The sequence below is a fragment of the Streptomyces sp. NBC_01450 genome (assembly GCF_036227505.1).
Classification (GTDB): domain Bacteria; phylum Actinomycetota; class Actinomycetes; order Streptomycetales; family Streptomycetaceae; genus Streptomyces.
On sequence record NZ_CP109480.1, the window covers coordinates 10211088 to 10236182 of the forward strand.

Consider the following 25095-nt stretch of genomic DNA (forward strand, 5'->3'; position numbering starts at 1 on the left):
CACCTCGGACAACGATCGCGTCAGGTGGCATGCGTGAGCTTCGCAGGCGGATATCAGAAAGTTGTCAGGGTGTGGGAAGCCTCTCTCGCCTCCCTGCTTCCCGAGCACAGACGCTTACTATCGGCCGCGTGTGCGCATATGTGCTGGTCGCGGAAGACGACGAGAAGCAGGCGGAGCTGATACGCCGCTCACTGCTGCAGGAGGGACACACCGCGACCGTGGTCCATGACGGCGGGGCCGCGCTCGACGAGGTACGGCGGCACAAGCCCGACCTCGTCGTCCTCGACCTGATGCTGCCCGTGATCGACGGGTTCGGGGTGTGCCGGGTGCTGCGCCGGGACGACGACATCCCCGTCCTCATGCTCACCGCCCGCTCCACCGAGGACGACGTCCTGCTCGGCCTGGAACTCGGCGCGGACGACTACATGACCAAGCCCTACAGCCCGCGCGAACTGATGGCCCGGATCCGTACGGTCCTACGGCGCAGCGGACGCCCGGCCACCGGACAGGAACGGGTCATCCGCGCCGCCGGCATCACCGTCGATCCAGTCCGGCACGAGGTGCGCTGCGACGGCTCACGCGTGGAGTGCACGCCGGGCGAGTACGAGATCCTGCGCGCCATGACCGCGGAACCCGAGCGGGTGTTCTCCCGGCGGCAGTTGCTCCAGCACACCCGGGGGATCGACCGGGCCTCCACCGAACGGGCCATCGACGTGCACATCATGAACCTGCGCAAGAAGATCGAGGCGGATCCCCGCAGGCCCACGCGGCTGCTGACGGTGTTCGGCGTCGGGTACAAGCTCAGCGGTGAGCGCGGATGAACTCCGGCATACCGCTGCGCAAGAGGCTGCTCGTACGGCTGATCATCACCTCGGTGCTCATCGCCCTGTGCTCGGTCGCGGCGACGGCGTGGCTCGCGGTGCAGACGACGACCCGCGCCATCCAGGAGGAACAGGGGCAGGCCCTCGCCGACGACACGGACATCCTCCGGCAGCTCAGCGGATACGCCGCCACCCACCCGAGCTGGTCGGGCGTCCAGGACACCCTGCGCCGGCTGTCGGCCACCATGGGGCGACGGATCGCGCTGACGACGCCGGACCGTAAGCCGATCGCCGACTCCGCGAAGTCCCACACCGCGCTGCCGCCCGGGGCCGCCGCCACGGTCGACCCCCTGCACACGGACACCGACTCGGAACCCGGGGCTCAGCTCAGCGGAATCGACCCGCGTGCGGTGGGACCGTATCGGCTGACGGCCAAGGAGCACGCACGCCTCGACGTGCTGGCGAGGAAACGGCAGGCGTGTTACCGACGCAACCATTTCGAGACCACACTCAGCTGGATGCCGAGCGGCCGACCCCTTCTGACGGACACGGGCAAAACCGTCAAGGACGACCAAGCGGTCTCCGAGTGCGAGGACGGACAGGTCAACATCCTCATGCCCACCGAGCAGACCGCCCAGGACGAGCTGACCCGCATCGTCCAGGAGTGCCTGCGGCGCAAGCACGTGGCCCGGCCCTCGTCCCAGGCCGTCTACCTCCACTTCTCGATCCTGACTCCGCAGCCGCAGTTCGACCTGGGGGAAACGGCGGCCCATGGGCTGCCTACGGCGACCCGGACGGAGAGCGACGAGTGCCTCACCGACGCGCGTCGCGAGCAGCTCGACCCCGATGTCGCGCCCGTCGCCGAGCTGTTCCTGGGCACGGGGGACAGCGCCGTCCCGCACTTCGACATGTCGAACACCAACAAGGCCAAGATCGTTGGAGTCGCCGGTCTCGTCCTCGCCCTCACGGTCGCCGTGACCGCGCTGGTCGCCACCAGGCTCGTACGACCGCTGCGCGCACTGACGCAGGCCGCGCAGCAGCCGCCGGAGCAGCACGTACGGGTTCCCGTGACCACCCGGGACGAGACGGGCATCCTGGCGCTGGCGTTCAACGAGCTGGCCGAGCGCCGTGAACGCATGGAGGCCCAGCGCAAGGCGATGGTCAGCGACATCGCGCATGAACTGCGCACCCCGCTGACCAACATCCGCGGCTGGCTGGAGGTGACCCGTGACGGCATCGTCGACCCCGACCCGGAACTGCTCGCCTCCCTGCACGAGGAGGCGGTGCTCCTCCAGCGGGTCATCGACGACCTTCAGGACCTCGCGGCGGCCGACGCGGGCACCCTCACCCTGCACCGCGAGGCCGTCCGCGCCGACGAGCTGCTCGAACAGGTCGCCGCGGCACACCGGGTGGGGGCGGAGGCGGTGGGCATCAAGCTGCGCAGGGCGGTCGACGCGGCGCCCTCGCTCACGGGGGAGGGGACGCCGTGGCTCGACGCGGACCCGATGCGGATGCGGCAGGCGCTCGGCAATCTGGTCTCCAACGCGATACGGCACACCCCGGCCGACGGCACCATCACGCTCTCCGTGCGACGGCAGGACGACGGGCAGGTCGCACTCGAAGTGGCGGACACCGGCAGCGGTATCGCCGAAGAGGATCTCCCCAGCGTCTTCGACCGGTTCTGGCGGGCCGAGAAGTCCCGTAGCCGGCGCACCGGAGGCAGTGGGCTCGGCCTGTCCATCGTCCGCCAGCTCGTGGCCGCCCACGGCGGTACCGTCGCGGTGACGAGCGAACTCGGCGCCGGAACGGTCTTCACCCTGAGGCTGCCCGCCACCAACCCGCCGGTTGACGCGGAGGAGGGCCGCTGACCTGCGCAGGGTGGTGGTGGCGGTACCAGGATGCGCGTTCCCCCTCACAGGAGGGATCTGGTTACCCCGGCGCCCTGGGAGCACTGTGGTCACATGAACACCACCAGGATGCCGGGGGCCGGAATCCGTGTCACGCCCCTGCGATCGCTCGCGGGACGCACCTATGTCCCGCGCCGCGGAAGAAGTGGAAGAGACGCAGAGAGGTCACCGGGGTCAGAGAGTCAGGCTCCAGCTGTCCAGGTATCCGAGGTCGACGGCGTAGGTCGCGTGCGCCTGTGTGCCGGTGTCCCAGACGAAGTCCTGCACTAGGGCCTGTCTGACAATTCCCGCCTGCCTGGCGACGCCATGCACGCTCCCCCACTGCCTCAACGGCGTGGGAGGTGCCCCCACTCGCCGCACCGGCCCCAGACCCGAGTACATCCAGTACGCGGGACTGGGGCCGGTGCGGCGAGAGTGCGCACCTGACGCCGCCAGGCCGCCCTTCGGGCGACGACGGGAATCGTCAGACAGGCCCTAGCAGCGCGGTGCCGTCGTCGCCGACCAGGCTGATGACTCGGCCACTTCCCGACCCCGGGAAGTGGCCGATGTGGAGTTTCCTCACCGGAATACGTTGTCGGAATCGTCCCAGATCGACGGTTCGCTCGGCGTGTGCTCCCGCGGGACCCTTGACGAGGTCTGGTACATCGCGTCGATCTCGGCGGCGAAACGCCGGGAGATGGCGTCCCGGCGCAGCTTCATCGACGGGGTCAGCAGGCCGTTGGTCTGGTCGAAGGGTTCGGAGACGACACGGAACACCCGGATGGACTCCGAGCGGGACACGGTGCTGTTGGCCGCCGCGACGGCGCGTCTGACCTCCTCCCGCAGCTCGTTCTCCTCCCGCGCGTCCCGTGCCGACGGGTCCCCCTTGGACCAGGTCACGCGCCAGTGCGCGAGGAAGTCGGGATCAAGGGTGATGAGGGCGCCCACACACGGCCGGTTGTCGCCCACGACGACCGCCTGATGGATCAAGGGGTGGACGCGCAGCCGCTCTTCGAGGACCGCGGGAGCCACGCTCTTGCCACCGCTCGTGATGATGATGTCCTTCTTGCGGCCGGTGATGGCGAGATAGCCCTCGGCGTCGAGGTGGCCGATGTCCCCCGTGGCCAGCCAGCCGTCCCGGAACGCGGCGTACGTGGACGGGGGGTCGTTGACGTAGCCCTGGAACACCGAGGGCCCCCACACCAGGATCTCCCCGTCCTCGGCCACCTGGATCTCCGTACCGGGCAGGGCGCGGCCGACCGTTCCGAACTTCTCGCGCCCCGCGGGGTGGGCCGTGACGCCGCCGGCTGTCTCGGTGAGCCCGTACCCGTCGTGGACGAAGATCCCGATGCCCGCGTAGAAGAGGGCGAGTTCCCGGTTGAGCGGGGAGCCGCCCGACACCGCGCCGCACACTCGTCCCCCCAGGGAGGCTCGCAGCTTCCGGTAGACGGTCTTCTCGTAGAGGGTGTGCTGCAGGCGCAGGTCGAAGCCGGGGCCGGGGCCGGTGCCCAGCCGCTGGCGTTCGGTGGCCGCCGCGAAGTCCTTCGCCGTCTGGACGGCACGCTCGAACAGGGCCCCGCGGCCGGCCTGTTGCGCTGTGCGCAGGAAGTTCTTGTAGATCCTCTCGAAGACGAACGGCACGGCGTAGAGGTAGGTCGGGCGGAAGGAGAGCAGCGCCGCGGAGAGCGTCTCCTCGCTGAGATCGGGCTCGTGTCCCAGCAGGATGCCGCCCCGCAGACAGAGCCCCTGCACCATGATGCCGTACACGTGCGAAAAGGGCAGGAAGGCGAGGATGGCGGGCTGCTCACCAGGGGGAGCGATCGTGTGTCTCCAGCCCGCGAGAAGGGTGTCGCACGGGCTCGCGAGGTTGCGATGGGTGAGGGCGCAGCCCTTGGGATGGCCCGTCGTACCGGAGGTGTAGGCGATGACCGCCGTCGAGTCGGGCAGCACGATGCGGCGCAGCGAGTCCACCGTCGTCGTCGAGATCGCCCGGCCCCGCTCGACCAGCCCTGCCAGAGCCCCGGCGTCCAACTGCCAGACGTGGCGCAGCGACGGGAGTGACGCGCACGCCGAGCCGACCGTCATGATGCCCTGCTCGTCCTCGACGACCACGGCGACACAGCCCGCGTCCTGGAGGATCCAGGCGACCTGCTCGTGCGACGAGGCCGGGTAGATGGGCACGACCTCGGCGCCCACCGCCCACAGCGCGTAGCTGAGTACGGTCCACTCGTAGCGCGTACGCGCCATGACCGCCACCCGGTTCCCCGGGCGCAGGCCGGACACGACCAACCCCCGGGCCAGATCGACCACTTCATCCCACAGCTCGGCCGCGGTCACCGTCGTCCAGGTGCCGGGATCGTCGTCGAGGCGGCGTGCGATCTGTGGCAGGTCCGGCTCGCGGCGAGCCGTTTCGAAGAGACTGTCGGCGAGTCCACCCTGCATCACTGTCGCAGCCGGTGAAGGATTTTCGAACGCGTGCATCGCCGCTCCACAATTCTCCTCGACATGGCCCCACCGAGGGGCTGCGGTGCCGAGGATTCACGAATCTAGCCCAGACCAACCACGACTGTGCCGGATTCAGGCAGCAGTTCGTCTACCGATGAGGTTACGGTCGGTTCAAGGACCTCCCGTGCTCGGGATCCGGTCGGCGACGAGTTCCCCGCGCGGTCGCGTGAGGCGGTCGCGCGGTGGGGCGCGACCGTCCCGGTCAGGCCGGAGCGGACGGTCCGCGGGGCGGCGGCAACGCCCGCAGCAGCTCCCACAGCGGCTGCGATCCGGCGGCTCAGCAGGCGAGCGACCGGCGGTCCACGAGATGCAGACGCTGCTGCTCGGCGAAGTCCCGGGCAGGAGCGGTGATCCGCCCGTTGGTCACCATGGCCGCCACGTCGGCCAGGTGCACGGGACGGGCGGTACCGTTGAGCACCTGCAGGTCCGGCGTGCCCACGGCGGACCCGCGCTCCCCGTCGCGACGGTGTTTGCACTGGATGACCCAACGCCGCCCGAACGGATCCGTCGCCTTCACGTCCGCGCCGAGATCACCGCGCCCACCGACCCGGGCGGCGTCCGGGCAGCCGTCCCGGCGCATCAGCTCCCGTATCGCCTGCTCGAACTCCTGGTGCTGCAAGGCGTCCGACTGCGCGATCGCATACCGCAGCCCGCGCGCCCGCACCTCCCGCCAGTGCGCACGGTCCCGGCGCAGGCGCAGCCAACCGGCGCCCACGAGTCAACGCCAACAGCCTTGCTTCCGCCTGCTGTTGGCGCCTGCTCGGCCGCCGGGCGCCGCCTGACGGGCGATCGCCGCCGTGTCACCGGACACCGCGCTTCACCGGACGCCATGCTTCCGGTCACGGGTGGCTCAGGAGCGCTTCCCGGGAGATGAGGGCGGTCGAGCCCGGTGCCGTACAGGCGTGGGCGCCCGCGACCGCCCCGAGCCGGGCGCACTCGTGTACGTCCCGGCCGGTGAGCCTGCCGTACAGGAAGCCACAGACGTAGGCGTCACCCGCGCCGTTGGAGTCCACCACCGGCGCGAGCGGAACGACGGCCGGAATGTGCTGGGGATCGGGGCCGCCGTCGCTGGTGAGGACGTAGGAGCCGTCCGCGCCGGCCGTGGCGACCACCGTACGGGCCCGCCCGGCGCGGAGGATCTCCCGCATCAGCGCGGGCGTGTCCTCGCCCGCGCCCGCCGCGCTGAAGAAGACGAGGTCGGAGCGGAGGGCGAACTCCCGGTGGTGGTCCGCGAGGCCGTCCCAGTCGTGCAGATCGGTGGAGACGGGGACGCCGAGTTCCTCGATGTCGTCGTAGAGGAAACGCCCGAAATTCATGATGGAGAGGTGGACGTGGCGGGCGCGCCGCAGCCGCGGCAGGTAGAAGTCCCGGGGCATCCGCAGATCCGCCGGGTCGCGTCCGTCGTAGAAGGACATCCGCCGGCCCGACGCGTCCACCAGGTTGACCGCGCGCCGCGTTCCCGCGGGGGAGATCAGCGGGACGAACTCCACACCGCCCTTGGCCATCCGCTCGCGCACCTGCGCGCCGATCCAGTCGTCACCGATGTAGTCGAGCAACCCGGCCTTGAGGCCGAGTGCACGGGCGCCGAGTGCGACGTTCCCCCCGGTGTGACCGGGCCACTCCTCGATCGGGCCGACGTGGACGGAGTCCGCGAACGGGACCGGCAAGGCATCGACGCGGACGACGGTGTCCACGCCACTGCCGCCGACCACCAGTACGTCGTATGTACCGTGCTGGTCGTCCGCGTTGTACCGGTCACGGTCGTATGCGCTGTGCCGGTCGTCTTCCGCATGTTGTGGAATCACAGATCCATCTGCCCTCTCCTTCCCCGCCGCCCCCAGTATGGTCGGCGACCACGGACAACGTGCCGCGCCCGCCTCCCGGCTTACCCCTTGACTTCACAAGACCACCGCGCGACATTCCTGACTCCGTATCAGAACCGGGACGCCGCAGGCGCGTTGCTTCCCGGGGCACAGCACGCTCGCCCATTCCTTCGCCCGGCTGGAGCGCCCTGCCATGTCCACAAGCGCGGACCCTGCGAGACATACCGAAGCCGCCTCTGCGTACTCGACCGCTTCCACCTCGGGACCCGGCCCGTCGCGTCGCCAGGTGCTCGGCGTGGCGACAGGAACCGGGCTCGCGCTCGCTGCCGGCCTGCCAGGCGGCGCCGACGCGGCCGATCTGCCCCTGCTCGGCACGTACGACGTCGTGGTGATCGGCTCCGGAGCGGCAGGGATGACCGCCGCGCTGACGGCCGCGAAACAGGGACTGAGCTGCGTCGTCGTCGAGAAGGCGCCCACGTTCGGGGGCTCGGCGGCGCGCTCCGGCGCGGGCATCTGGATCCCGAACAACCCGGTGATCCTCGCCGCGGGGGTGCCGGACACCCCCGCCAAGGCTGCCACCTACCTCGCGGCGGTCGTCGGCCCTGACGTCTCCACCGCACGCCAACAGGCCTTTCTCGGCCACGGCCCTGCCATGATCTCCTTCGTCATGGCGAACAGCCCGCTCCGTTTCCGCTGGATGGAGGGGTACAGCGACTACTACCCCGAGTTCCCCGGCGGGCTGCCCGGCGGCCGCTCCATCGAACCCGACCAGCTCGACGGAAACATCCTCGGTGCCGAGCTCGCCCACCTGAACCCGTCGTACATGACCGTCCCGACCGGCATGGTCGTCTTCAGCTCCGACTACAAGTGGCTCACGCTCGCCGCGGTCAGCGTGAAGGGAGCGGCCGTCGCCACCACCTGCCTGGCCCGCGGCACCCAGGCGGCCCTCCTCGGCCAGAAGCCCCTCACCATGGGGCAGTCGCTGGCGGCCGGCCTGCGCGCCGGGCTGCTCGCGGCCCAGGTTCCGGTGTGGCTGAACACCCCGCTGTCCGACCTGTACCTGGAGAACGGCACCGCCACGGGAGCCGTGGTCACCAGGAACGGCACCCCGGGCCTGATCAGAGCCCGGCACGGGGTGATCGTCGGCTCGGGCGGCTTCGAGCACAACGCCGCCATGCGCGACCAGTACCAGCGACAGCCCATCGGCACCGAGTGGACGGTCGGCGCCAAGGAGAACACCGGCGACGGGATCCAGGCGGGTCAGCGGGCCGGCGCGGCGCTCGACCTGATGGACGACGCATGGTGGGGCCCGGCGATCCCGCTGCCCGACCAGCCGTACTTCTGCCTCGCCGAACGCACCCTGCCCGGCGGGCTCCTCGTCAACGCCGCCGGCGCGCGCTTCGTCAACGAAGCGGCCCCCTACAGCGACGTCGTGCACATCATGTACGACCGTGACACCAACGCGCCCGACATCCCGGCCTGGCTGATCGTCGACCAGAACTACCGCAACCGCTACCTCTTCAAGGACGTGCTGCCGACCTTCACCTTCCCCGACGCGTGGTACACGTCCGGCGCCGCCCACAAGGCATGGACCCTCGACGCCCTCGCCGGGCAGATCGGCATGCCCGCGGCCGCGCTCCGCACCACCGTCAACCGTTTCAACACCCTTGCCCAGAACGGCAACGACAGCGACTTCCACCGCGGCGACAGCGCCTACGACCACTACTACACCGACCCCGCGATCCTCCCCAACTCCTGCCTCGCGCCCCTGTGGCTCGCCCCCTTCTACGCCTTCAAGATCGTCCCGGGTGACCTGGGCACGAAGGGCGGCCTGCGCACGGATGCCAGGGCGCGCGTACTGCGGCCGGACGGATCCGTCATCCCCGGTCTGTACGCCGCCGGAAACGCCAGCGCGGCGGTCATGGGCCACAGTTACGCGGGCGCGGGTTCGACGATCGGCCCGGCGATGACCTTCGGCTACATCGCGGCGCTGGACATCGCGGCCGGCGCGGGCGCCTGAAGGATGTGCAGGGCACCAACGGACCGTGGGGTGGCTGACCGTGGTCGTGTGATGCTGTCGTCATGACTGATCAATGTGACATTGTCGTCGTCCGCCGGCCAGGTCAGGGAGCTTTCGTCGAGGAGGGGCTGGCCGAGTTGTTGACGGCCTACCATCTGCGGACCGAGGCCGAGAAGGGCGAGGCCGTCAGCGATGTGAGCGGGCTGCCTGAGCGCTACCGCGCGGAAGTACTGGGCCCGCGGGCCGCGTTCGGCGACGGTGTCGTACTGGTGGCGCTGAGCGGGTACACCGCGGTGGGCTGCCTCGTGGTAACCGCTCCCGTCAGCGGGCGGTCGGAGATCAAGAGGCTCTGGACGGACCCCGCGTTCCGGGGCCGCGGCATCGCGTCCGATCTGCTCGGTGCAGCTCTCGCGCATGCCGGGGAAAGCGGAGTCAGCACGGTACGGCTGTCGGTGTGGAAGTGGCGATCGGGCGCCATCGCCCTCTACGAGCGGTTCGGTTTCACCGTGACCGAGTCGTGGGACGAGCGAGAGCAGTTGGTGTGCATGGAGCGCGCGGTAGGAGCAGATGCCGCCGTCTGAGCGGAACTCGAGGGAACCCACGGGAGCTCGTGCGACGGGCAGGCCTTTGCGTGCCCGGACTGTCAGTGGTGGCTGGGAGACTGCGGGACATGAACGAATCGAAAGAGAAGGCGGATCTTCTCCGCTATCTGCAGGCCGCCCGCGACGCCCTGCTGTGGAAGCTCGACGGGCTTTCGGAGTACGACATCCGCCGTCCGCTGACGCCGACCGGAACGAATCTGTTGGGGCTGGTCAAGCATGTCGCCGGAGTGGAGCTGGGGTACTTCGGTGACACCTTCGGGCGGCCGTTCTTCGACGAGCCGCCGCTCTGGTTCGCGGCGGACGCCGAGCTCAGCGCGGACATGTGGGCCGAAGTGGACGAGTCGCGCGATCAGATCGTCGGGCTCTATCGCCAGGCGTGGAAGCACTCGGACACCACGATCGAGACCCTGGCGCTCGACGCGATCGGGCGCGTGGCGTGGTGGCCCGAGGACCGCAGAGAGGTGACGCTGCACCACGTCCTGGTGCGCGTGATAGCCGACACCCACCGGCACGCGGGCCACGCCGACATTCTCCGGGAGTCCATCGACGGGGCCGTCGGGATGTGGGAAGGGAACGACGGCATGCCGTCGGGCGATCCGTCATGGTGGGAGAAGCACCGAAGCCGACTGGAGCGCATCGCGCGGGAATCCGTCGGCCGCGATTGATGCCGCTCGCATGCCGCCTTCTTGCAGCGGAGCTCAGTTCCACAGCGGCAGGTCGACCTTTTGCGTGAATCCGTCCGGCCTGTTGTCGGTGTAGATGAGGCTCATCTGGGTGTAGTGCGGCAAGTCGGGGTGCTTCTTCCAGGGCTGTGGGTCGTCGAGCAGCACGGTCACCGCGTACGAGTGGAATTTGCCCGCGGCGCAGTACGGCTTGCAGTCGTTCACCTCGTTGATGCCCGTGGCCACAGCGGAGTCCGTGCCCCAATGTGACCAGTGGAGCGAGGTGAGGCGGCTGTTGCCGTCACCGCACGCGAGGATGAAATCGGTGGGGCGCACCTGCTGGCGCCAGAAGCAGTCGACGATCACGGGCTGCCAGGTCTGGCGCTCCACGGGGTGCGCGGACAGTGGTGACGTGGCCGGGGCGGAGGAGGCTGTTCCGGAGATTGCCGCGAGTGACACGGCGGCACAGAACGTGACTGCTGTCCTCATGGTGTGTCTTGGCATGTCGGCTCCCAGTCGCAATCTCTTTCGACCCACGGGCCCCGGCGCCTGGTCCGCCCCTCGCGGCGGTCGGCTCCTCTATCGACGCTACGACGCTGCCGGAGGTTGCACCACTCGCACGGAGTAACGCGTGCTCCCTCCCAGCGACGAGATACCGGATGTAGAGACCGGGTGACGGCGACGTCCGGCGCGTAGAGCGACCCTCACCGCGGCCCCACCGTCACCGACAAGCTCCGAAGGAGGGACGGCATGCTCGTCGGATTTCGCACGGCACGGCGGGCGACGCCGGAACTGAAGTGCGCCGGTCTGGAAGGGGATTTGGCTCGACGGAACGCCGGGCCCGCCACGCTCTCGCTGCCCGGACGCGTACGCCATCTCGCCGACGTGGAACGCCGATGGTTCAGGCAGGTCCTCGCCGCTCAAGACGCGCCACCGCGTTCCTCGTCGTCGGCGGAACCAGACGCCGATCTTCTCCGTGAGCGTATCGACGGGGCGATCGGCGTCTGACAGCGTGTCCGCCATGGGAGAGCTGGTGGAGTGAGTGGACGAGCAGGATCATGTACTGGGGGTGGTGGGTCGAGGTGAGGCCATCCGCCGAAGGTGGCTGCACCGGGTTGCCACCACAGTCTGTCGCGATCCTGACGGTCGGATCCTTGTTCACCGGCGCCCCGACCGTGTTTCCCGCTTCCCCGGCCAGTACAACTGGCTGGTCGGAGGTGCGTGGGCGTGGGCGAGTCCTACCCGGCAGCCGCCTCTCGCGAACTCGCCGAAGAACTGGGGGTCGACGCACCGGCGCGGTTCCTCTTGAAGTATCTGTGCAGGGGCGCGATCAGCCCGTACTGGCTCGGTCTGCACGAGGCGGTCATCGATCAGCCGGTCGTACCGGATGCCTCGGAGATCGCCTGGCACACCTGGCTCACCCCGGCTGAACTGCGCGCTGCGATGCACGACACGATGTTCGTCCCCGACGCCCGCGACGCGTTCGACCGGTACCAGGAGGAGAAGGACCGTGTCCGCCGCATGGGCCTTGCTCCCCCTGACTCAAGGGAGATACGCGCGGTCAGCGCCAAGTGGTCGGAGGGGAACGACCTTTTCCCGCCACTGAGCTGTACCGGCTCCGCGAACAGCGGACCGGGCTCGGGTCACCTGGTGGCGCTCCCTATCGCCCGCGACCAGTAGGTAGTCGATGCGGTGCGCCGATGGACAGGTCCGCGTTGAGCTTCGCGGTCAGGGGAGTGGCGAGAGAGGGAGCGTGCTGAGAGAGCCACTGCCCGGCAAGGGCCAGGAATCCGGTGAGCTTGTCCTGAACGGTTCGCAGGAGGTCGGGCAGTTCGGCCACGGGGATGTCGACCGGGTGTGTAGCCGCCCCTTTCGTGTCCGGCCACAGCCGAATCAACGATCCGACGCGCTCGGCATGTGGTGCGGGGTCGTGGCCGAGCCAGATCTGCTCGCCCTGCGTCAGACCGCCCCAGTCGCGCCAGTTTTCCAGGCCGAAGCAGCATCCTGGCCACACCATGGCACCGGTCGTGGAGTCATGGACGCGGAGACCGCCTGGTGCGATGACGGATTCAGTCTCGGCGAGATGGCGCAGTCGTCTGATGCCGGCTCCGGGTTCGGTGACCGGGTCGTCGGAGGCGTCCTGGTTGTAGCCGACCAGAATCGCCATCGCCGTACCGACTTCCATCGCCGACAGCCGACCGGAGAGGGCCAGGAAGCGGTCCGTGCCCAGGCCGGCGACAGGCCATAGGGCGAAGTCGTCGGCTTCGTAGGCCTCCATACGAGAATGTAATTCTCGCATGTTGAAATAGTATTCTCGCGGTGGCGGTGTCAGATGTCGAACGGTGGATGTGGGCAGCTATCCGGGAGTGCCGTGACATTGCGGCGGGTCGAACGTCGATGATCTCGACGGGATCATCGAACGCGGTGTGGCCCGCGGGGGTCGTGTGCGGCGCGGTCTCATCCCCGCTGGACCTGATGGACGGCGCAATGCGGGTATACGATCAGATTGTGCGCGGTGAGCAGGGCGGATTACCTGTACGGCGTCTTCCTGAAGGGCTGCGCGTCGGGTCGGTGGTGAGTCACCGCCTCCTGGCGTAGGCCCGGCGTCCGTCGGGAACTCCGGTCCTGATGAGCGCCGCGTAAGGAGTGCTCATGACCAGTCCACACGAGATCGATCCGCGCGCTCTCAATGATCCGCGCAACGTCTATCCGACCGACGAAGAGTTCTACGCGAGCGGGCGCCCGGCCGGTGCTGCACTGCCGGAGGACCGGCCCCGTGGAGGAGGGCCCGCGACGCCGCTGAAGCGTCGGGGGACGTGGGCGACTGTCGCGCTCGTCGCCGGCATCATCCTGCTGATCCTCGTCGGGATCGCATTGTTCCCGTGAGCGATCGAGCGTAGCCGAAACCACCGTCCCGAATGAGTGAGGTGGTGCGTCTCTGACCACGTAGGACACGGTCCTGGACCGTGTCCTACGTGGTCACGGGGGCCCGAAAGGAACGGGAGCCGGACACTGGGACCGGCTCCCGCCCCCTGAGGGGACCGCTCAGGTGCGGTAGGCGTAGTACGCCGCGTTCGGGTACGACGCGATGATGCTCGCCACCGACCTGTTGTAGGTGTTGGTGGAGTGGTACGTCACGTACGGCACGCCCTGCGGGCTGCGGTAGGTGACGATCATGCTGTGGTCCTTGGACCCGTCCTTGTTGAAGTCCATTTGCAGCACGTCGCCCACGTCCAACTGGTAGACGTTGGCGAGGCTGGTGACCCGCTTGGAGGACAGGGCGAACCACGAGAACTCGTTGACGCCGACGAACGAGTCCGACTGGATGTCGGAGGTGCCGAACCACTTGTGGAAGTCGTTCGTGTAGCCGGGGACGTGCTTCCAGCCGCCTGCCTTCAGGGACTGGCTGACGAAGTTGGTGCAGTCGCCCCCGGCACCATGCCCGTTGAAGTCCGGGTAAGCCGGGTTGTAGTTGTTCCAGTACTTGGCCGCGTACGCCGCCATGGCCTTGTAGTCGTAGCCGGAGGCCGAGAAGTTCTTCGGCTTGGCCGGCGCCGGCAATGTGGTCACGGAGCGGGTCGCCGTGGGCGGGGCGTCGTCGGCGGCGGTCTTCGGTGCCGCGGCGAACGTCGTCGCGGCGACCTGGTTGACCGCCACGCCGTCGTCGGTGTCGCGGACGCCGGTGAGCTGCCAGTCGCCCGTGCGGTCGGCCTTGAACGTCAGCTCGTGGTGCGCCTGGAAGCCAGTGGTCTTCGGCTCGTTGCCCTTGACCTTCTCGTACGTCAACGTCGTGGTCTCGGTGACGTCGACCGTGGCGTGACGGCCCTTCAGCCGCGTACGGTCCAGCGAGACGCTCGTGTTGGCCGAGCTGTACTTCTCGCCGAGCGACTCCAGGCGGGACTTGCGGCCCCGCAACTGTGACAGCGCGGAGTTCTCTTCGCGCGACAGTGTGGAGGACACCCGCACGTCGCCGGAGAACCGCGACGACAGAGTGGTGTTCCGCTTGGTCTTGCCACTGTCGACCAGGGCGTCCGTACGGTCGGTGAAGACCGCGTCCGCCAGCCGTTGGAAGGTGGCTTTGGTCGACGCGTCCACGGCGGGATCGGCGACACTCGACGCGCCCGCGGTCCAGTTGGGCAGCAGCGCCGCGCCGGCGACGACCGAGGCGGCGACCGCCGTGACTATGGTCGCCCGTCGCCGCTTACGGCTCAGTTTCCTTGATCTCAATGATGTTCCCCTCTACGCCGGTACTCGATACCGGGAGCCGCATCCTCGCACGGCATGTGCGGCTGCTGTGAAGGGGGTTGCCGAAGTGGCACAACCGCAACCTGCGAGGGGTCTCGGCTCCACCCTCGCGAGGGGCTGTCACCTCGAAGCCTGCTCAAGCGCGGCGACTTGGCCCACGGCGGTCGCCTCGGCGATCGAAGTCCGTATTCGGTACGAAGGGGCTCTTACCGGCGTCGGCGACACACGGGCCGTGTGTCAGGCGGTGACGCGGGCGAGGAAGTCGCGGATGTACCCGGCGATCTCCTCCAGGTGGCTCTCCAGGGCGAAGTGTCCGGACTCGATGAGGTGGATCTCGGCGTCGGGCAGATCGCGCTGGAACGCGCGGGCTCCGTCGGGGCCGAAAATCTCGTCGTTGGCGCCCCACACGGCCAACAGCGGTACCTGGCTGTCGCGGAAGTACTGCTGCAGTTGCGGGTAGAGGGCGACGTTGGTCGGATAGTCCCGGAACAGCGCGAGCTGGATGGCGTCGTTGCCGGGGCGGTCGAGCAGCGCTTGGTCGATGGTCCAGGTGTCCGGGCTGACGAGGCTGGGATCCGCGACTCCGTTGAGGTACTGCCAGCGGGTCAGTTCGAGGGTCAGGACCCCGCGGAGGGGGGCTTCGTTCTCGGGCGTCGGGTTGTCGGTGTAAGCGAACAGCCCGTCCCAGAATGCCTTGACCAACCCATCGGTGTACGCGTTGCCGTTCTGCGTGATGATCGCGGTGATGCTCTGCGGAGACCGAGTGGCGAGCCGCCAGGTGATCGGCGCTCCGTAGTCCTGCGCGTAGACCGCGAACCGGTCGACACCGAGCTGTTCCAGCAGGCCGGCGGTCACGTCGGTCAGCGCGTCGAAGGTGTAGTCGAACTCGTCGACGGTCGGCATGGCCGACTGGCCGAATCCGATCATGTCGGGCGCGATGACGCGGTAGGTGTCGGCGAGTTCCGGGATGAGGTTCCGGAACATGTGAGAGCTCGTGGGGAAGCCGTGCAGCAGCACGAGCGCCGGCGACCGCGGGTCTCCGGCCTCTCGGTAGAAGACGTCCATGCCGTTGACGGTGGCGGTGCGGTGATGCACGACGCTGCTCATTTCAACCTCCGAAGTTGGTTTGAATGGTTAGTCGCACTCCAGCATGCGAGATCTAACCTGTCAAGTCATCTTTGATGGTTAGATGCGCGAGTCGAGACTTGCGATGGCATTCGAAATCCGCGCTCGACGATCGGGATGGGCACGTGGAGCGGTCCACGGATGCTGGGCGAACCTTCAGGAGGGGGCCTCACAGATCCAGAAGGACATCGGCGGTGGGGATGCTGCAGCACGGCAGCGCTTCACCCGGGGCGGGATCCTCCAGGGGCGGCGTCGTGTACTCGACCTGACCGGTGAGCAGGGGAGTGGCGCAGGTGTGGCACACCCCCGTACGGCAGGACCAGCGAGTGGGGACATCGCATGCCTCCGCCAGCTCCAGAAGGGTCGCGTACCGGTCGGACCAGCCGGTTGACAGGCCGCTGCGGGCGAAGGTGACGGAGGGCCCGGTGCCCCGTGGGCCGGGCGGCTGGTGAGGATGTCCGGAACCTGTGTGGGTGATGCCGGGGTTGATGGCTGCCAGGGCTCCGAAGACTTCGGTGTGGATGTTCGAACCGTTCAGCCCCGCCAGCTGGAGCCCGGACGTCACCGCCGACATGAAGCCCTCGGGGCCGCACAGATAGGCGTGCGCATCGGCGGGAATGCCCAGCTCTCGGATGCCTTCGCTGGTCATGCGTCCGTGTGTGATGTCCGGCCCCTCGTCGATCGCGAGGTCCGGGGTGGTGTAGTAGATGAAGGCGCGGGCGTGGGGCAGGCGGGCGAGGAGTTGCCGGGTCTCTTCCGCGAAGGGCTGTTGGCCGGGGTCCCGTGCGGTGTGCACCCACCACACGGCTCGGGAGCTGTGGTCGCGGGCCAGTCGGTACAGCATCGCCAGGACGGGAGTGACGCCGATGCCGGCCGAGAACAGCGCCACGGGTGTGTGGTCATCGGCGAGTACGAACGTCCCGCGAGGGGCGGCTGCTTCGATGACGTCGCCTCGGTGCAGATGTGTGTGGAGCCAGGTGCTGGCCGTGCCGTGGTCTTCGCGTTTGACGCTGATCCGGTACTCGGCGGCATCGGGGGCGGAGGACAGCGAATAGGAACGCACCAGTCCGGGTCGGCCGTCTCCGGGGATCCGTACGGTCAGGTACTGGCCGGGCGCGGCCGGGGGCAGCTCCTGTGAGTCCGCGGCCCGCAGGTGGAACGAGGACACCGTGGGGGTCTCGGGCACGACCTGGGTCACGCGCAGCTGTCTGAAGCCCGTCCAGCCCGGCGCGGCGGGAGCGGGGCCGGGCGGCTGGTCGAGCCGCCCGCTCATCTCCTGGAAGGACTGCCGCCATCCGGGGCTGAGCGCCTCGATCGCCAGGGCGGCACGCAGTCTGGCGGGATCAGGGTCCGGAAGGTAGAGGAGGGCATCGGTGTCGGCGACGGTCAGCGACCCTCTGCCGGTGCGGGTCCGTGTGATCCGGTCTCCTGCCCGGACCCGGCCCTCGTTGATGACGCGGAGGTAGAAGCCGGGGCGGTGATGGGCGACCAGCAGGGAAGCCATGCGCGGTTCGTTCAGCCGCATGCCGACGCGGTAACAGGTCACGCGCGGCTGGGTGACCTCGAACTCGGCTTCGCCGATGCGGTAGCGATCGCCGATGCACACCTCGTCGTCCGCCAGCCCGTCGACGGTGAAGTTCTCCCCGAACTGGCCGAACTCGAGATCGTCGCGCTCGAGAACCTTGCGCCAGTACGCGTAGGACTGCGTCTGATAGACGAGGACTGCCCGCTGCTCCCCGCCATGCCCCTGAAGGTCGCCCTGGCCGTCTCCGTCGACGTTGAGACGGCGCACCATCAGGGGGCCGTCGACGGGATGTTTCCACGCTCCCGTGTGTACCGTCCTGCCGCGCCAGGGCACGTCCTTCGGTCGTCCCACATTGAGTGAGCGCAGGGTCGCCATCTCATCCTCCTGGTGCGGTGCGGGAGGCGAAGAAGCCTATAAAAAGGTACAAAAGTAGTGTGAGTAAGAATCCCGAAATCCCGCAGAACATGGAGAAATGGGCTGACCGGATCCGGACGGTCTCCTCGACTTCCGATCCTCAGGCGGCCCGGAAGCTGGCCGGTGACATCTACCGCGCCGCACAGGAAGATCTCGATGCCGAACGTGCCCGGGCGGAGTACGAACGCGAGGAATGAGCCTGTCCGCCCCGTCGATACATCACGCCTCACGGTGAGGGGCGACCCTCGCCGCGAGGCTCGTCGCCAGGCTGATGCCGGTCAAGGGCACGCTCTCACCGTGCAAAGCCGCTTCAGTGGGAGAGGGCCTCGTCGGTTCCGAGGCCGCGGTCGACGCCGTGAGGCACCACCTGCTGTCCCGGTTCGAGGTGCAGCCGCTCACCGTCGAGGTAGACCTCGACCTTGTCGGGCTCGAAGGAGACCAGGTCGTCGACGCGCCCGACCTCGGTGTAGGCCTCGCGGTACGACCATGCCGCCTTCTTGGCCTCGCCGATGTCGTAGTAGCTGGCCAGCCCCTTGTAGGGGCAGAACGTCTGACCCTCCACCGGCGTCAGTTCCTTCTCCTGGATGTCCTCGCGCGGCACGTACCACCGCGGTGCGAACCCGGACTCGTAGAGCACCAGCGGCCGGGTGGTCCGCGCGATCGCCTTGTCCCCCGAGCGCACCTCCAGGGTGCGGGACGTGTCGCGGATGTCGATGCGGTGATAGGCGTCCGCCGCGTGCCCGAGGATCCGTTCGTCCTCCTCGTAGAAGGCGTCCATGGCCCTCCAGGCGAAGGCGACACGCCCCTCCAGCTCGCCGGCGTACGAGGGGAGCCCCGTGAACTGCCACGCCGCACGTTCGGTGCGACGGCCCCCGGCGTCCACCGCGAACCAGGACGTCTCGCCGAGCTCGCGGTGCTGGGTGGTGTGCCCGCTCGCATCGAGAACGTCGGAACGCAATGACGAGAGCGGGAAGTGCTCCTGCCTCCCCGGCTGGACGGCGGCACCACTGCCGCTCCCCTCCCGGGAGACCGGCGCCTCACGCAAGGGCGGCGACCCTGGGCTCGTAGGCGCCGGCCATGTCGGCAAGGCGCTGGGTATGGCGGACTGCGGCGACCATGTCCGAGGCCGCGGTGGACAGCGGCAGGCGGCACTGGTGGACAAGCGTGTCCGGGCCCTCGACGGACTGGGAGTTCTTCGACATCGACGTCCCAACTCCCTTCGGCGGCCCACCGGTTACGCCGTGATCCGGCCACGGTCACCGATCTGTCCGGTTGGTATGACGACCCGCCGGGGTGCGGTGCGGTCAGCCTCGCTCCGCGAGCCGCTTCAGCTTCGCGCGCACCGCCTCGACCTGCCCGGGCAGCGTTCCCTTGCCCAGGGCGACGCTCACCTCTGCGGCCTTGACCGGCTTCGCGACACCGGCCACCACCCGCGTGATCGCCTGGTAGCCCTTGGGCGGGACGTCCTGGTCCATGCCCTCTTCACGCGGTGGGATCAGGCGCGTGCCGCCCGCCCCGGACGCCGTGGTGACGCGCTCCAGCTCCGCACGGCCGGCGCGGCCGCCACCGAGCCGTGTCAGGCCGAATACAGCGGGCTGGGCCCCACTTGCCCGCTACCGCGAGACTGCCCGGCTCCTGTCCGATCTCGTCAGGGCCGCGTTACGCCACTCGCGGCGGAAGGAGGCGTCGTTTCCGCCGCGTCCGATGTGCGCTACGTCTCATCCGTGGGCTGTTATCCGGGGCGCGCGGCTGGTGTCTCCATGCCGAGTCCACAACGCGAGGGAGACATGATGAACGAGAACGTCGAGGTGGTCGTCGTCGGCGGCGGGTACGGGGGCGTGACGGCGGCCAACAGCCTGGCTCGGCGCGATGGCGTGTCGGTGACCGTGGTCAATCCGCGTCCCGACTTCGTCGAGCGGATCCGCCTGCATCAGCTCGTGACCGGCTCCGATGACGCGGTCGTGGGCTTCGGTGAGGTTCTGGGCGGGAACGTCCGGCTGGTGGTCGACACCGCGACCCGGATCGACGCTGCCGAGCGTCAGGTGTCGCTGGCGGGCGGTGGCACGGTCTCCTACGACTACCTCGTCTACGCGGTGGGCAGCGGCGCCTCCGCCCCCGACGTGCCCGGAGCGGCGGAGTTCGCTCATTGGGTGTCGGACCTCGAGGGGGCGGAACGACTGCGGTCGGCGCTGGCCGCGTCGGCCGCGTCGGCCGCCTCGGCTCCGGTGACCGTGGTCGGGGCCGGCCCGACCGGCCTGGAGACCGCCGCCGAGCTGGCGGAGGCGGGCCGCAAGGTCACCCTGGTCTGCGGCAAGGTGCTCGGCCCCTCCCTGCATGCCCGAGTCCGCCGCCCGGTCGCCCGCCGGCTCACCAAGCTGGGTGTGACCGTCCTCGAAGGACCCGGTGCGCAGGTGACGGAAGTGACACGCGACGGCGTACGGCTCGACGACGGCCGCGAGCTGCCCAGCGCGGTGACGATCTGGACCGCGGGATTCCGTGTCCCGGACCTGGCCGCCCGCAGCGGGCTGCGCACCGACGCCGAAGGCCGCCTGGTCACCGACGCGACGCTGACCAGTGTGGACGACGTGCGCATCGTCGCCGCTGGGGACGCGGCGGTGATGACGGACCTGCCGTTCAGGATGAGCTGCCAGGCCGCCGTGCAGCTGGGCCCGGCAGCCGCCGCCACGATCCTGCGCCGGATCGCGGGGAAAACACCCGCTCCCGTCCGGATGTTCTTCGCCGGGCAGTGCCTCAGCCTCGGCCGGAAGGAGGGCGTCACCCAGTTCTCCTACCCGAACGACAGGGTGAACGCGCTCCGCATCAGCGGGCGGCCCGGTGCCGGCGTCAAGGAGATCGCCTGCCGGTTCACCCTCAACAAGTTGGTGTCCGGGGCACGCAAGGCCAGTTCCCGCGCATCCCACGGCGACAGCACCGACCACCTGGAATCCCCTCAGCCGCAACACCGCACGACGCCGTCCAACACCTGACGCCGCAAAGCACACGCCGCGGCCTCATAGGCCGTGGCCGGGCGCCGGGGCGCCATTCCCACCAGCCCGACCAGCCCGACCAGCCCGACCAGCCCGACCAGCCCGCCCACCCCGTGTGGTCTGATCAGTGGGGAGGCTGCTGCCGACGACCCCGTCATCAGACCGGGTACATGTTCCACGGCCAGGCCTGCTTCCGGCCCATGGGGCCGACCACGAGAGAGCGAAGCGCACGACATGAACGACCACGTCACCGACCCCGCGACGGAGGCCTTCGTCGCCCACCGCGACCTGCTGTTCACCGTCGCCTACGAGATGCTCGGATCGGCGGCGGATGCCGAGGACGTCCTCCAGGAGGCCTGGCTGCGGTGGGTCAAGGTCGACCTGACACAGGTGCGGGACCAGCGCGCCTACCTGGTACGGATCACGACCCGGCAAGCACTCAACCGGCTACGCACCCTCAAACGGCGCAAGGAGGCCTACGTCGGCCCCTGGCTGCCCGAGCCCCTGCTCACCGCGCCGGACGTGGCCGAGGACGTCGAACTGTCCGAGAACCTGTCGCTGGCACTCATGTTCATCCTCGAAACCCTCTCACCGACCGAACGCGCCGTCTTCGTACTGCACGAGGTCTTCGACATCGGCTACGACGACATCGCGGCCGCGATCGACAAGAGCCCCTCCGCCGCACGCCAGATCGCCTACCGCGCCCGCCAACACGTCGACGCCCGTCGGCCGCGCACACCGGCTTCCCCGGAAGAAGCCCGGGAAGCGTTGAATTCGTTCCAGCGCGCGCTCGTGACCGGGGACTTGCAGGGGTTGCTCGACGTACTCGCCCCGGACGTTGTTTTCGTCAGCGACGGCGGCGGCCTCAGGCTGGCGGCCCTGCGGCCGGTCGTCGGCGCCGACAAGGTGCTCCGTTACATGGCCGGCAGTGTCGACAAGGCAGGCGGCATCCTCACCAGTGAGTCCACGACGGTCAACGGCAACCCCGGACTCATCCTGCGTCTGGACGGCGTGATCGACGGCGTGCTGGCCTTCAGCGTGGAGAACGCCCGTGCCACCGGCCTCTACTACGTCCGCAACCCCGAAAAACTCACCCGCATCGAGTCCGAAACACCCCTCACCTCCCGCTGACCGTCCCCCGCGACACGGCCGACCGAGGTGCGCGGTAGCGCAGGCGTCGCGGAACAAGCCGCTGACTGCCGCCGAGAAGCAGGCGAACCGGCTGGTCAGCCGGGACCAGTGGGGACCTTACGGCCGTAGCCGGGCAGCCGTCCGCGGACGGCTGCCCGGCGTCCAGTCACGCGCCGGTCGGCGCCGCCTGCTGCACGACCTCGAACGACCACAGCGTGGACCCGCTCGCCGCGGGCTTGGGGTGCTCACCACTCCCCGCGTCACCGCCCTGATGGGCCGCCTTCATGGGGCCCTCCATCCAGGCCTGGAAGGACTCCTCGTCACGCCACCGCGTGTAGACGAGGTAGCTGTCGGTGCCTTCGACGGGGCGGAGGAGTTCGAACCATTCGAACCCGTCGGAGTTCTCCACGGCATGGGCACGGGAAGCGAAGCGCTTCTCCAGTGTCTCCCGCTGCTCGGCCGGGACGGTCAGTACGTTGATCTTGACTACGCTCATGGCCCCATCCTGCCGCACGGCGCTCCGTGGACGAGGAGCGGCTCGTGCATGACGCTCGTGCATGACGCGATTCCGGCGGGCGCCGTCGTCCGCCCGCCGGGACGCGGCCACTCGGCGGTGAGTTGAGAGAGGACCACCCCATCGCCGTGTGTCAACGACCCGGCCGCTGGTGCCGGATGCGCTGGGCGACTTCGCTGTTCTCGGTCTCCCACCACGGACGTACGAGTTCCGACGCCTGTGCCGCTCCCGGTGCGCGCGCCGCCGGGACCAGCTCCGCCTCCAGACGACGGTCCAGTGCGACGGTCTCGGCGCGTTCGGTACGGGCCCACTGCGCCAGGATCGCGAGGAGGAAGGGCAGTGCCACCAACTCGGCGATGCCGATCATCGCGCCACCGCCGAGCTGCTGGTCATGGAGCACGTCCGGTGCCCAGGACGGCGCGTGACGGAGGTACCAGGCCCCGGCGATGAGCGTGCCGTGGGTCATCACCACGATGCCCGGTACGGCGTCGATGATCCCGTCGAGGAACACCAGCGCCGCCCGGACCGGATGGGAACACCATCCCGGCAGTGCCTCTTCGCGGGTGAGCATCGGCAGGACGAACAGGCTTCCGGCGAGCAGCAGGTGCAGATACATCACCTCATGCAGCCAGTCGTGGCCCAGGGCGGTCTCGAAGTGCGGCGTGAAGTACACCGTCAGCTCCGTCGTGAGGACCAGAGCCGTGCTCACCAGTGGGAAAGTGAGCAGGCGCAGCAGCCGTCCGGTCAGCGCCCGCTGCACACGTCCGGCGGCGTGCTCGGGCAGGGAACGCAGTGCCAGCCGCAGTGGATCGCCCAGGGCCAGCCCGAGCGGTGCGACCAGGTCGAGGAGGACGTTCTGGACGGCGGCCGGCCAGAACAGCGCGTGGTCGTACACGGCCAGGGCGGACATCGTGGCCACGACGAGGGTGCCCAGGCCGAGCAGCGCGAAGGCGGCGACGCGCGCCATGGGCCAGGGTTCACCCCGGCGTTTCAGCCGCAGCACGCCCCAGCCGTACAGTGCGCCCAGGGCAACGACCAGCAAGAGCGCGGGCACGTCCAGCTGCCATGAGGCGAAGAGCCGCCCCACGGTGAGCTGTGGCGGATTCTCCATCGCGTTCTACCTCCACGGCATGCCGGATCTGCCGTGGCACTCTATGCGGCGCACGACCGGCCCCGGCCCGCGCACACACCGGACTCGCCGCCGTCACACCGAGCTCATACCCAACCCACACCAGTAAGGGCGCGAATCCTGCGGCCCGACCTGGGGCGGGGGCGTACGAATACGGTTGCCGGGCCGTGGGCCGGGCACCTACGGTCAGCCGTATGGACGGGGAATCGACGCGCGCGGCGCGGTTGCTGGAGGCTCAGGCGAGGGCGGCCGAGCTGTTCGCGGAGATCGAGTCGCGCGGGCTGGTCGCCCGTGGGGAGGGCGAGCGGGCGGTCAGCGACCGGATCCGCGATCTGGCGAACGAACTGTTCGGCACGACCCGACACTGGCACAAGCGGATCGTGCGCTCGGGGCCGAACACACTGGTGCCGTACAAGGAGAATCCGCCGGACCGGGTGATCGGCGCCGACGACATCGTGTTCGCCGACTTCGGGCCGATCTTCGAGGAGTACGAGGCCGACTTCGGGCGGACGTTCGTGCTCGGCGACGATCCGGTCAAGCGGCGGCTGCGCGACGACCTGCCCGAGGTCTTCGCGGCCGGGCGCCGCTTCTTCGAGAGCGATCCGGACATCACCGGCAAGCGGCTGTACGCCGAGGTCGAGCGGCTGGCGGCGGACGCCGGGTGGGAGCTGGGCGGCTGGCACGCCGGGCACCTGGTCGGCGAGTTCCCGCACGAGACCATTGACGGCGCGGACGTGGAGTCGTACATCGCGCCGGGCAACGACACCCCTCTGCGGCGCACCGACAAGGCCGGGCGCCGCTGCCACTGGATCCTCGAGATCCATCTTGTGGACCGTGCAAGGGGGTTCGGAGGCTTCTACGAGGAGCTGCTCGACCTCGGCTGAGCCGCCGCGGGCGTCGACGCGCATGTTCTCGAAGACGGTCGCGCCGAGGGCCTGGGCCGCTCCGCCTTCGACCTGGCCGCGGCACTGGGGGGAGACCGCCTGACGGTCCACTCTTGGCAGACGGTACTTGGCTGCACGCGCTGACTGCCCCGCCGTGGGCCAGGGCCTAGATACGCAGCAGCCGTTGCGTGATCTCCCTGTACTGCCTCAGCGCGTGCCTGAGTTCGTCGGCGTGTGTCTCGGGGTCCTGGTCCTGCCAGCCCGCGTGGAGGACACGCCGCCGTTCCGCGAGGACGCTCATCAGTTGGGCGGTGACCTCGTCGAATGCGGTCTCGGCCTCTTCCAACGCCTCAAGCGGGCTGTCGGCGAAGGTGTTGAGGGCGTGTTGAAGGTGCTGGGCGAGCTCGGCCCGCGCGTCCGAGGGGAGCAGCGGCTCCGGGCCCGGCGTACGACGCCCGGTGGAACCGGGCCGTTTGTCCGGAGGCTGCTGGGCGCGTGACTGGTCGTACATCATCGTGTGCCACTTTCCTGTACGTCGTGCCGGCCGGGGGCGCCCTGGGCGGGGCCGGGTCCTGCGCAGGTCCGAAGGGTGCTTCACCCGCCGGCGATCACGGCTGCCATGGTCGGTGGGGTGTGCCACCGGAGCGGTACGTGCTCCGCACCGTGCTGTCAGTCAACGCTCGGCAACTGACCGTGTCAACGTGATGTCGACAGGCGCGAGTTCGGGCGGCTGGGCAGGGACATGGATGGGGTGCAGGCGCCGGTGGAGCGTGTGGACGAGCGTGAGGGGGGGTGGGGCTGTCCGGGTCGCGTCCGCCGACG

General features: G+C 69.2%; 24 protein-coding genes and 2 pseudogenes. 12 read left to right on the forward strand and 14 right to left on the reverse strand.

The window, feature by feature from the left end:
- Window positions 1-128 precede the first annotated feature (128 nt).
- Both OG568_RS45510 and OG568_RS45515 read left to right on the forward strand, forming a co-directional pair.
- The gene (locus OG568_RS45510; RefSeq protein WP_266638638.1) at window positions 129-821 is read left to right on the forward strand and encodes a response regulator transcription factor; all 693 of its coding nucleotides are present in this window, start codon (window positions 129-131) and stop codon (window positions 819-821) included.
- Window positions 818-2689, forward strand: a complete 1872-nt coding sequence (locus OG568_RS45515) for a sensor histidine kinase (protein ID WP_329535831.1) — start codon at window positions 818-820, stop codon at window positions 2687-2689. Before OG568_RS45510 ends, OG568_RS45515 begins: the two co-directional genes overlap by 4 nt.
- A 597-nt stretch (window positions 2690-3286) precedes the next feature.
- Here the strand turns inward: OG568_RS45515 and OG568_RS45520 are convergent.
- The 3 genes and pseudogenes from OG568_RS45520 to OG568_RS45530 form a co-directional block, all read right to left on the reverse strand.
- Window positions 3287-5188, reverse strand: coding sequence for an AMP-dependent synthetase/ligase (locus tag OG568_RS45520; RefSeq protein ID WP_329535832.1), 1902 nt, complete (start codon window positions 5186-5188; stop codon window positions 3287-3289).
- A 226-nt stretch (window positions 5189-5414) separates the two neighbouring features.
- Window positions 5415-5930, reverse strand: a pseudogene (locus OG568_RS45525) (restriction endonuclease); the annotation flags it as partial.
- Between the two features lie 121 nt (window positions 5931-6051).
- Entirely contained in the window at window positions 6052-6927 is an 876-nt protein-coding gene (locus OG568_RS45530; protein WP_329536621.1) for a carbohydrate kinase family protein, read from the reverse strand.
- Window positions 6928-7228: 301 nt separating this feature from the next.
- Here OG568_RS45530 and kstD point away from each other — a divergent pair, with 301 nt between their 5' ends.
- The 3 genes from kstD (at window position 7229) to OG568_RS45545 (ending at window position 10322) form a co-directional block, all read left to right on the forward strand.
- On the forward strand, window positions 7229-9055 hold the full coding sequence (kstD, locus tag OG568_RS45535; protein ID WP_443077826.1) for a 3-oxosteroid 1-dehydrogenase: 1827 nt from the start codon (window positions 7229-7231) through the stop codon (window positions 9053-9055).
- A 62-nt stretch (window positions 9056-9117) separates the two neighbouring features.
- Entirely contained in the window at window positions 9118-9636 is a 519-nt protein-coding gene (locus OG568_RS45540; RefSeq protein WP_329535834.1) for a GNAT family N-acetyltransferase, read from the forward strand.
- A gap of 89 nt (window positions 9637-9725) precedes the next feature.
- Window positions 9726-10322 (forward strand): DinB family protein, encoded by a 597-nt coding sequence (locus OG568_RS45545; RefSeq protein WP_329535835.1) that lies wholly within the window; start codon window positions 9726-9728, stop codon window positions 10320-10322.
- 33 nt (window positions 10323-10355) lie between these two features.
- Here OG568_RS45545 and OG568_RS45550 read toward each other — a convergent pair whose 3' ends face one another.
- Complete coding sequence (locus tag OG568_RS45550; protein WP_329535836.1) at window positions 10356-10823, reverse strand: hypothetical protein; 468 nt, start codon at window positions 10821-10823, stop codon at window positions 10356-10358.
- A gap of 246 nt (window positions 10824-11069) precedes the next feature.
- Here OG568_RS45550 and OG568_RS45555 point away from each other — a divergent pair, with 246 nt between their 5' ends.
- A complete protein-coding gene (locus tag OG568_RS45555; protein ID WP_329535837.1) occupies window positions 11070-11327 on the forward strand; it encodes a mycothiol transferase in 258 nt (85 codons plus the stop codon).
- 34 nt (window positions 11328-11361) lie between these two features.
- Window positions 11362-11813 (forward strand): annotated as a pseudogene (locus tag OG568_RS45560) (NUDIX hydrolase); the annotation flags it as partial.
- Between the two features lie 166 nt (window positions 11814-11979).
- On the opposite strand, the gene OG568_RS45565 reads toward OG568_RS45560, so the two are convergent.
- Window positions 11980-12597, reverse strand: coding sequence for a hypothetical protein (locus tag OG568_RS45565; protein ID WP_329535838.1), 618 nt, complete (start codon window positions 12595-12597; stop codon window positions 11980-11982).
- 374 nt (window positions 12598-12971) lie between these two features.
- Between OG568_RS45565 and OG568_RS45570 the strand changes: the two genes are divergently transcribed.
- Entirely contained in the window at window positions 12972-13205 is a 234-nt protein-coding gene (locus OG568_RS45570) for a hypothetical protein (protein WP_266418610.1), read from the forward strand.
- A 159-nt stretch (window positions 13206-13364) separates the two neighbouring features.
- Here the strand turns inward: OG568_RS45570 and OG568_RS45575 are convergent, their stop codons facing one another.
- The 3 genes from OG568_RS45575 to OG568_RS45585 form a co-directional block, all read right to left on the reverse strand.
- On the reverse strand, window positions 13365-14546 hold the full coding sequence (locus tag OG568_RS45575; protein ID WP_329535839.1) for an amidase domain-containing protein: 1182 nt from the start codon (window positions 14544-14546) through the stop codon (window positions 13365-13367).
- Between the two features lie 255 nt (window positions 14547-14801).
- A complete protein-coding gene (locus OG568_RS45580) occupies window positions 14802-15671 on the reverse strand; it encodes an alpha/beta fold hydrolase (protein ID WP_329535840.1) in 870 nt (289 codons plus the stop codon).
- 187 nt (window positions 15672-15858) lie between these two features.
- Window positions 15859-17589 carry an MOSC and FAD-binding oxidoreductase domain-containing protein gene (locus tag OG568_RS45585; protein WP_329535841.1) on the reverse strand — a complete coding sequence of 577 codons (1731 nt, stop codon included), beginning with the start codon at window positions 17587-17589 and terminating at the stop codon, window positions 15859-15861.
- Window positions 17590-17648: 59 nt separating this feature from the next.
- Here OG568_RS45585 and OG568_RS45590 point away from each other — a divergent pair, with 59 nt between their 5' ends.
- Entirely contained in the window at window positions 17649-17825 is a 177-nt protein-coding gene (locus OG568_RS45590; protein ID WP_266638626.1) for a hypothetical protein, read from the forward strand.
- Window positions 17826-17938: 113 nt separating this feature from the next.
- Here OG568_RS45590 and OG568_RS45595 read toward each other — a convergent pair whose 3' ends face one another.
- The 3 genes from OG568_RS45595 to OG568_RS45605 form a co-directional block, all read right to left on the reverse strand.
- A complete protein-coding gene (locus OG568_RS45595; protein ID WP_329535842.1) occupies window positions 17939-18673 on the reverse strand; it encodes a DUF427 domain-containing protein in 735 nt (244 codons plus the stop codon).
- A complete protein-coding gene (locus tag OG568_RS45600) occupies window positions 18666-18830 on the reverse strand; it encodes a hypothetical protein (RefSeq protein ID WP_329535843.1) in 165 nt (54 codons plus the stop codon). Before OG568_RS45600 ends, OG568_RS45595 begins: the two co-directional genes overlap by 8 nt.
- Window positions 18831-18932: 102 nt before the next feature.
- Window positions 18933-19103, reverse strand: coding sequence for a hypothetical protein (locus OG568_RS45605; RefSeq protein WP_329535844.1), 171 nt, complete (start codon window positions 19101-19103; stop codon window positions 18933-18935).
- 315 nt (window positions 19104-19418) lie between these two features.
- On the opposite strand from OG568_RS45605, the gene OG568_RS45610 reads away from it, so the two are divergent.
- Both OG568_RS45610 and OG568_RS45615 read left to right on the forward strand, forming a co-directional pair.
- Complete coding sequence (locus OG568_RS45610) at window positions 19419-20615, forward strand: NAD(P)/FAD-dependent oxidoreductase (protein ID WP_329536622.1); 1197 nt, start codon at window positions 19419-19421, stop codon at window positions 20613-20615.
- Window positions 20616-20849: 234 nt separating this feature from the next.
- Window positions 20850-21746, forward strand: coding sequence for an RNA polymerase sigma-70 factor (locus OG568_RS45615; protein ID WP_329535845.1), 897 nt, complete (start codon window positions 20850-20852; stop codon window positions 21744-21746).
- 166 nt (window positions 21747-21912) lie between these two features.
- Here OG568_RS45615 and OG568_RS45620 read toward each other — a convergent pair whose 3' ends face one another.
- On the reverse strand, window positions 21913-22242 hold the full coding sequence (locus OG568_RS45620) for an antibiotic biosynthesis monooxygenase family protein (RefSeq protein WP_329535846.1): 330 nt from the start codon (window positions 22240-22242) through the stop codon (window positions 21913-21915).
- Between the two features lie 151 nt (window positions 22243-22393).
- Window positions 22394-23371 carry a cytochrome c oxidase assembly protein gene (locus tag OG568_RS45625; RefSeq protein ID WP_329535847.1) on the reverse strand — a complete coding sequence of 326 codons (978 nt, stop codon included), beginning with the start codon at window positions 23369-23371 and terminating at the stop codon, window positions 22394-22396.
- Window positions 23372-23583: 212 nt separating this feature from the next.
- Here OG568_RS45625 and OG568_RS45630 point away from each other — a divergent pair, with 212 nt between their 5' ends.
- On the forward strand, window positions 23584-24273 hold the full coding sequence (locus tag OG568_RS45630) for a M24 family metallopeptidase (protein WP_329535848.1): 690 nt from the start codon (window positions 23584-23586) through the stop codon (window positions 24271-24273).
- A 166-nt stretch (window positions 24274-24439) separates the two neighbouring features.
- On the opposite strand, the gene OG568_RS45635 is transcribed toward OG568_RS45630, so the two are convergent.
- Complete coding sequence (locus OG568_RS45635) at window positions 24440-24787, reverse strand: hypothetical protein (protein WP_329535849.1); 348 nt, start codon at window positions 24785-24787, stop codon at window positions 24440-24442.
- Window positions 24788-25095: the final 308 nt, after the last annotated feature.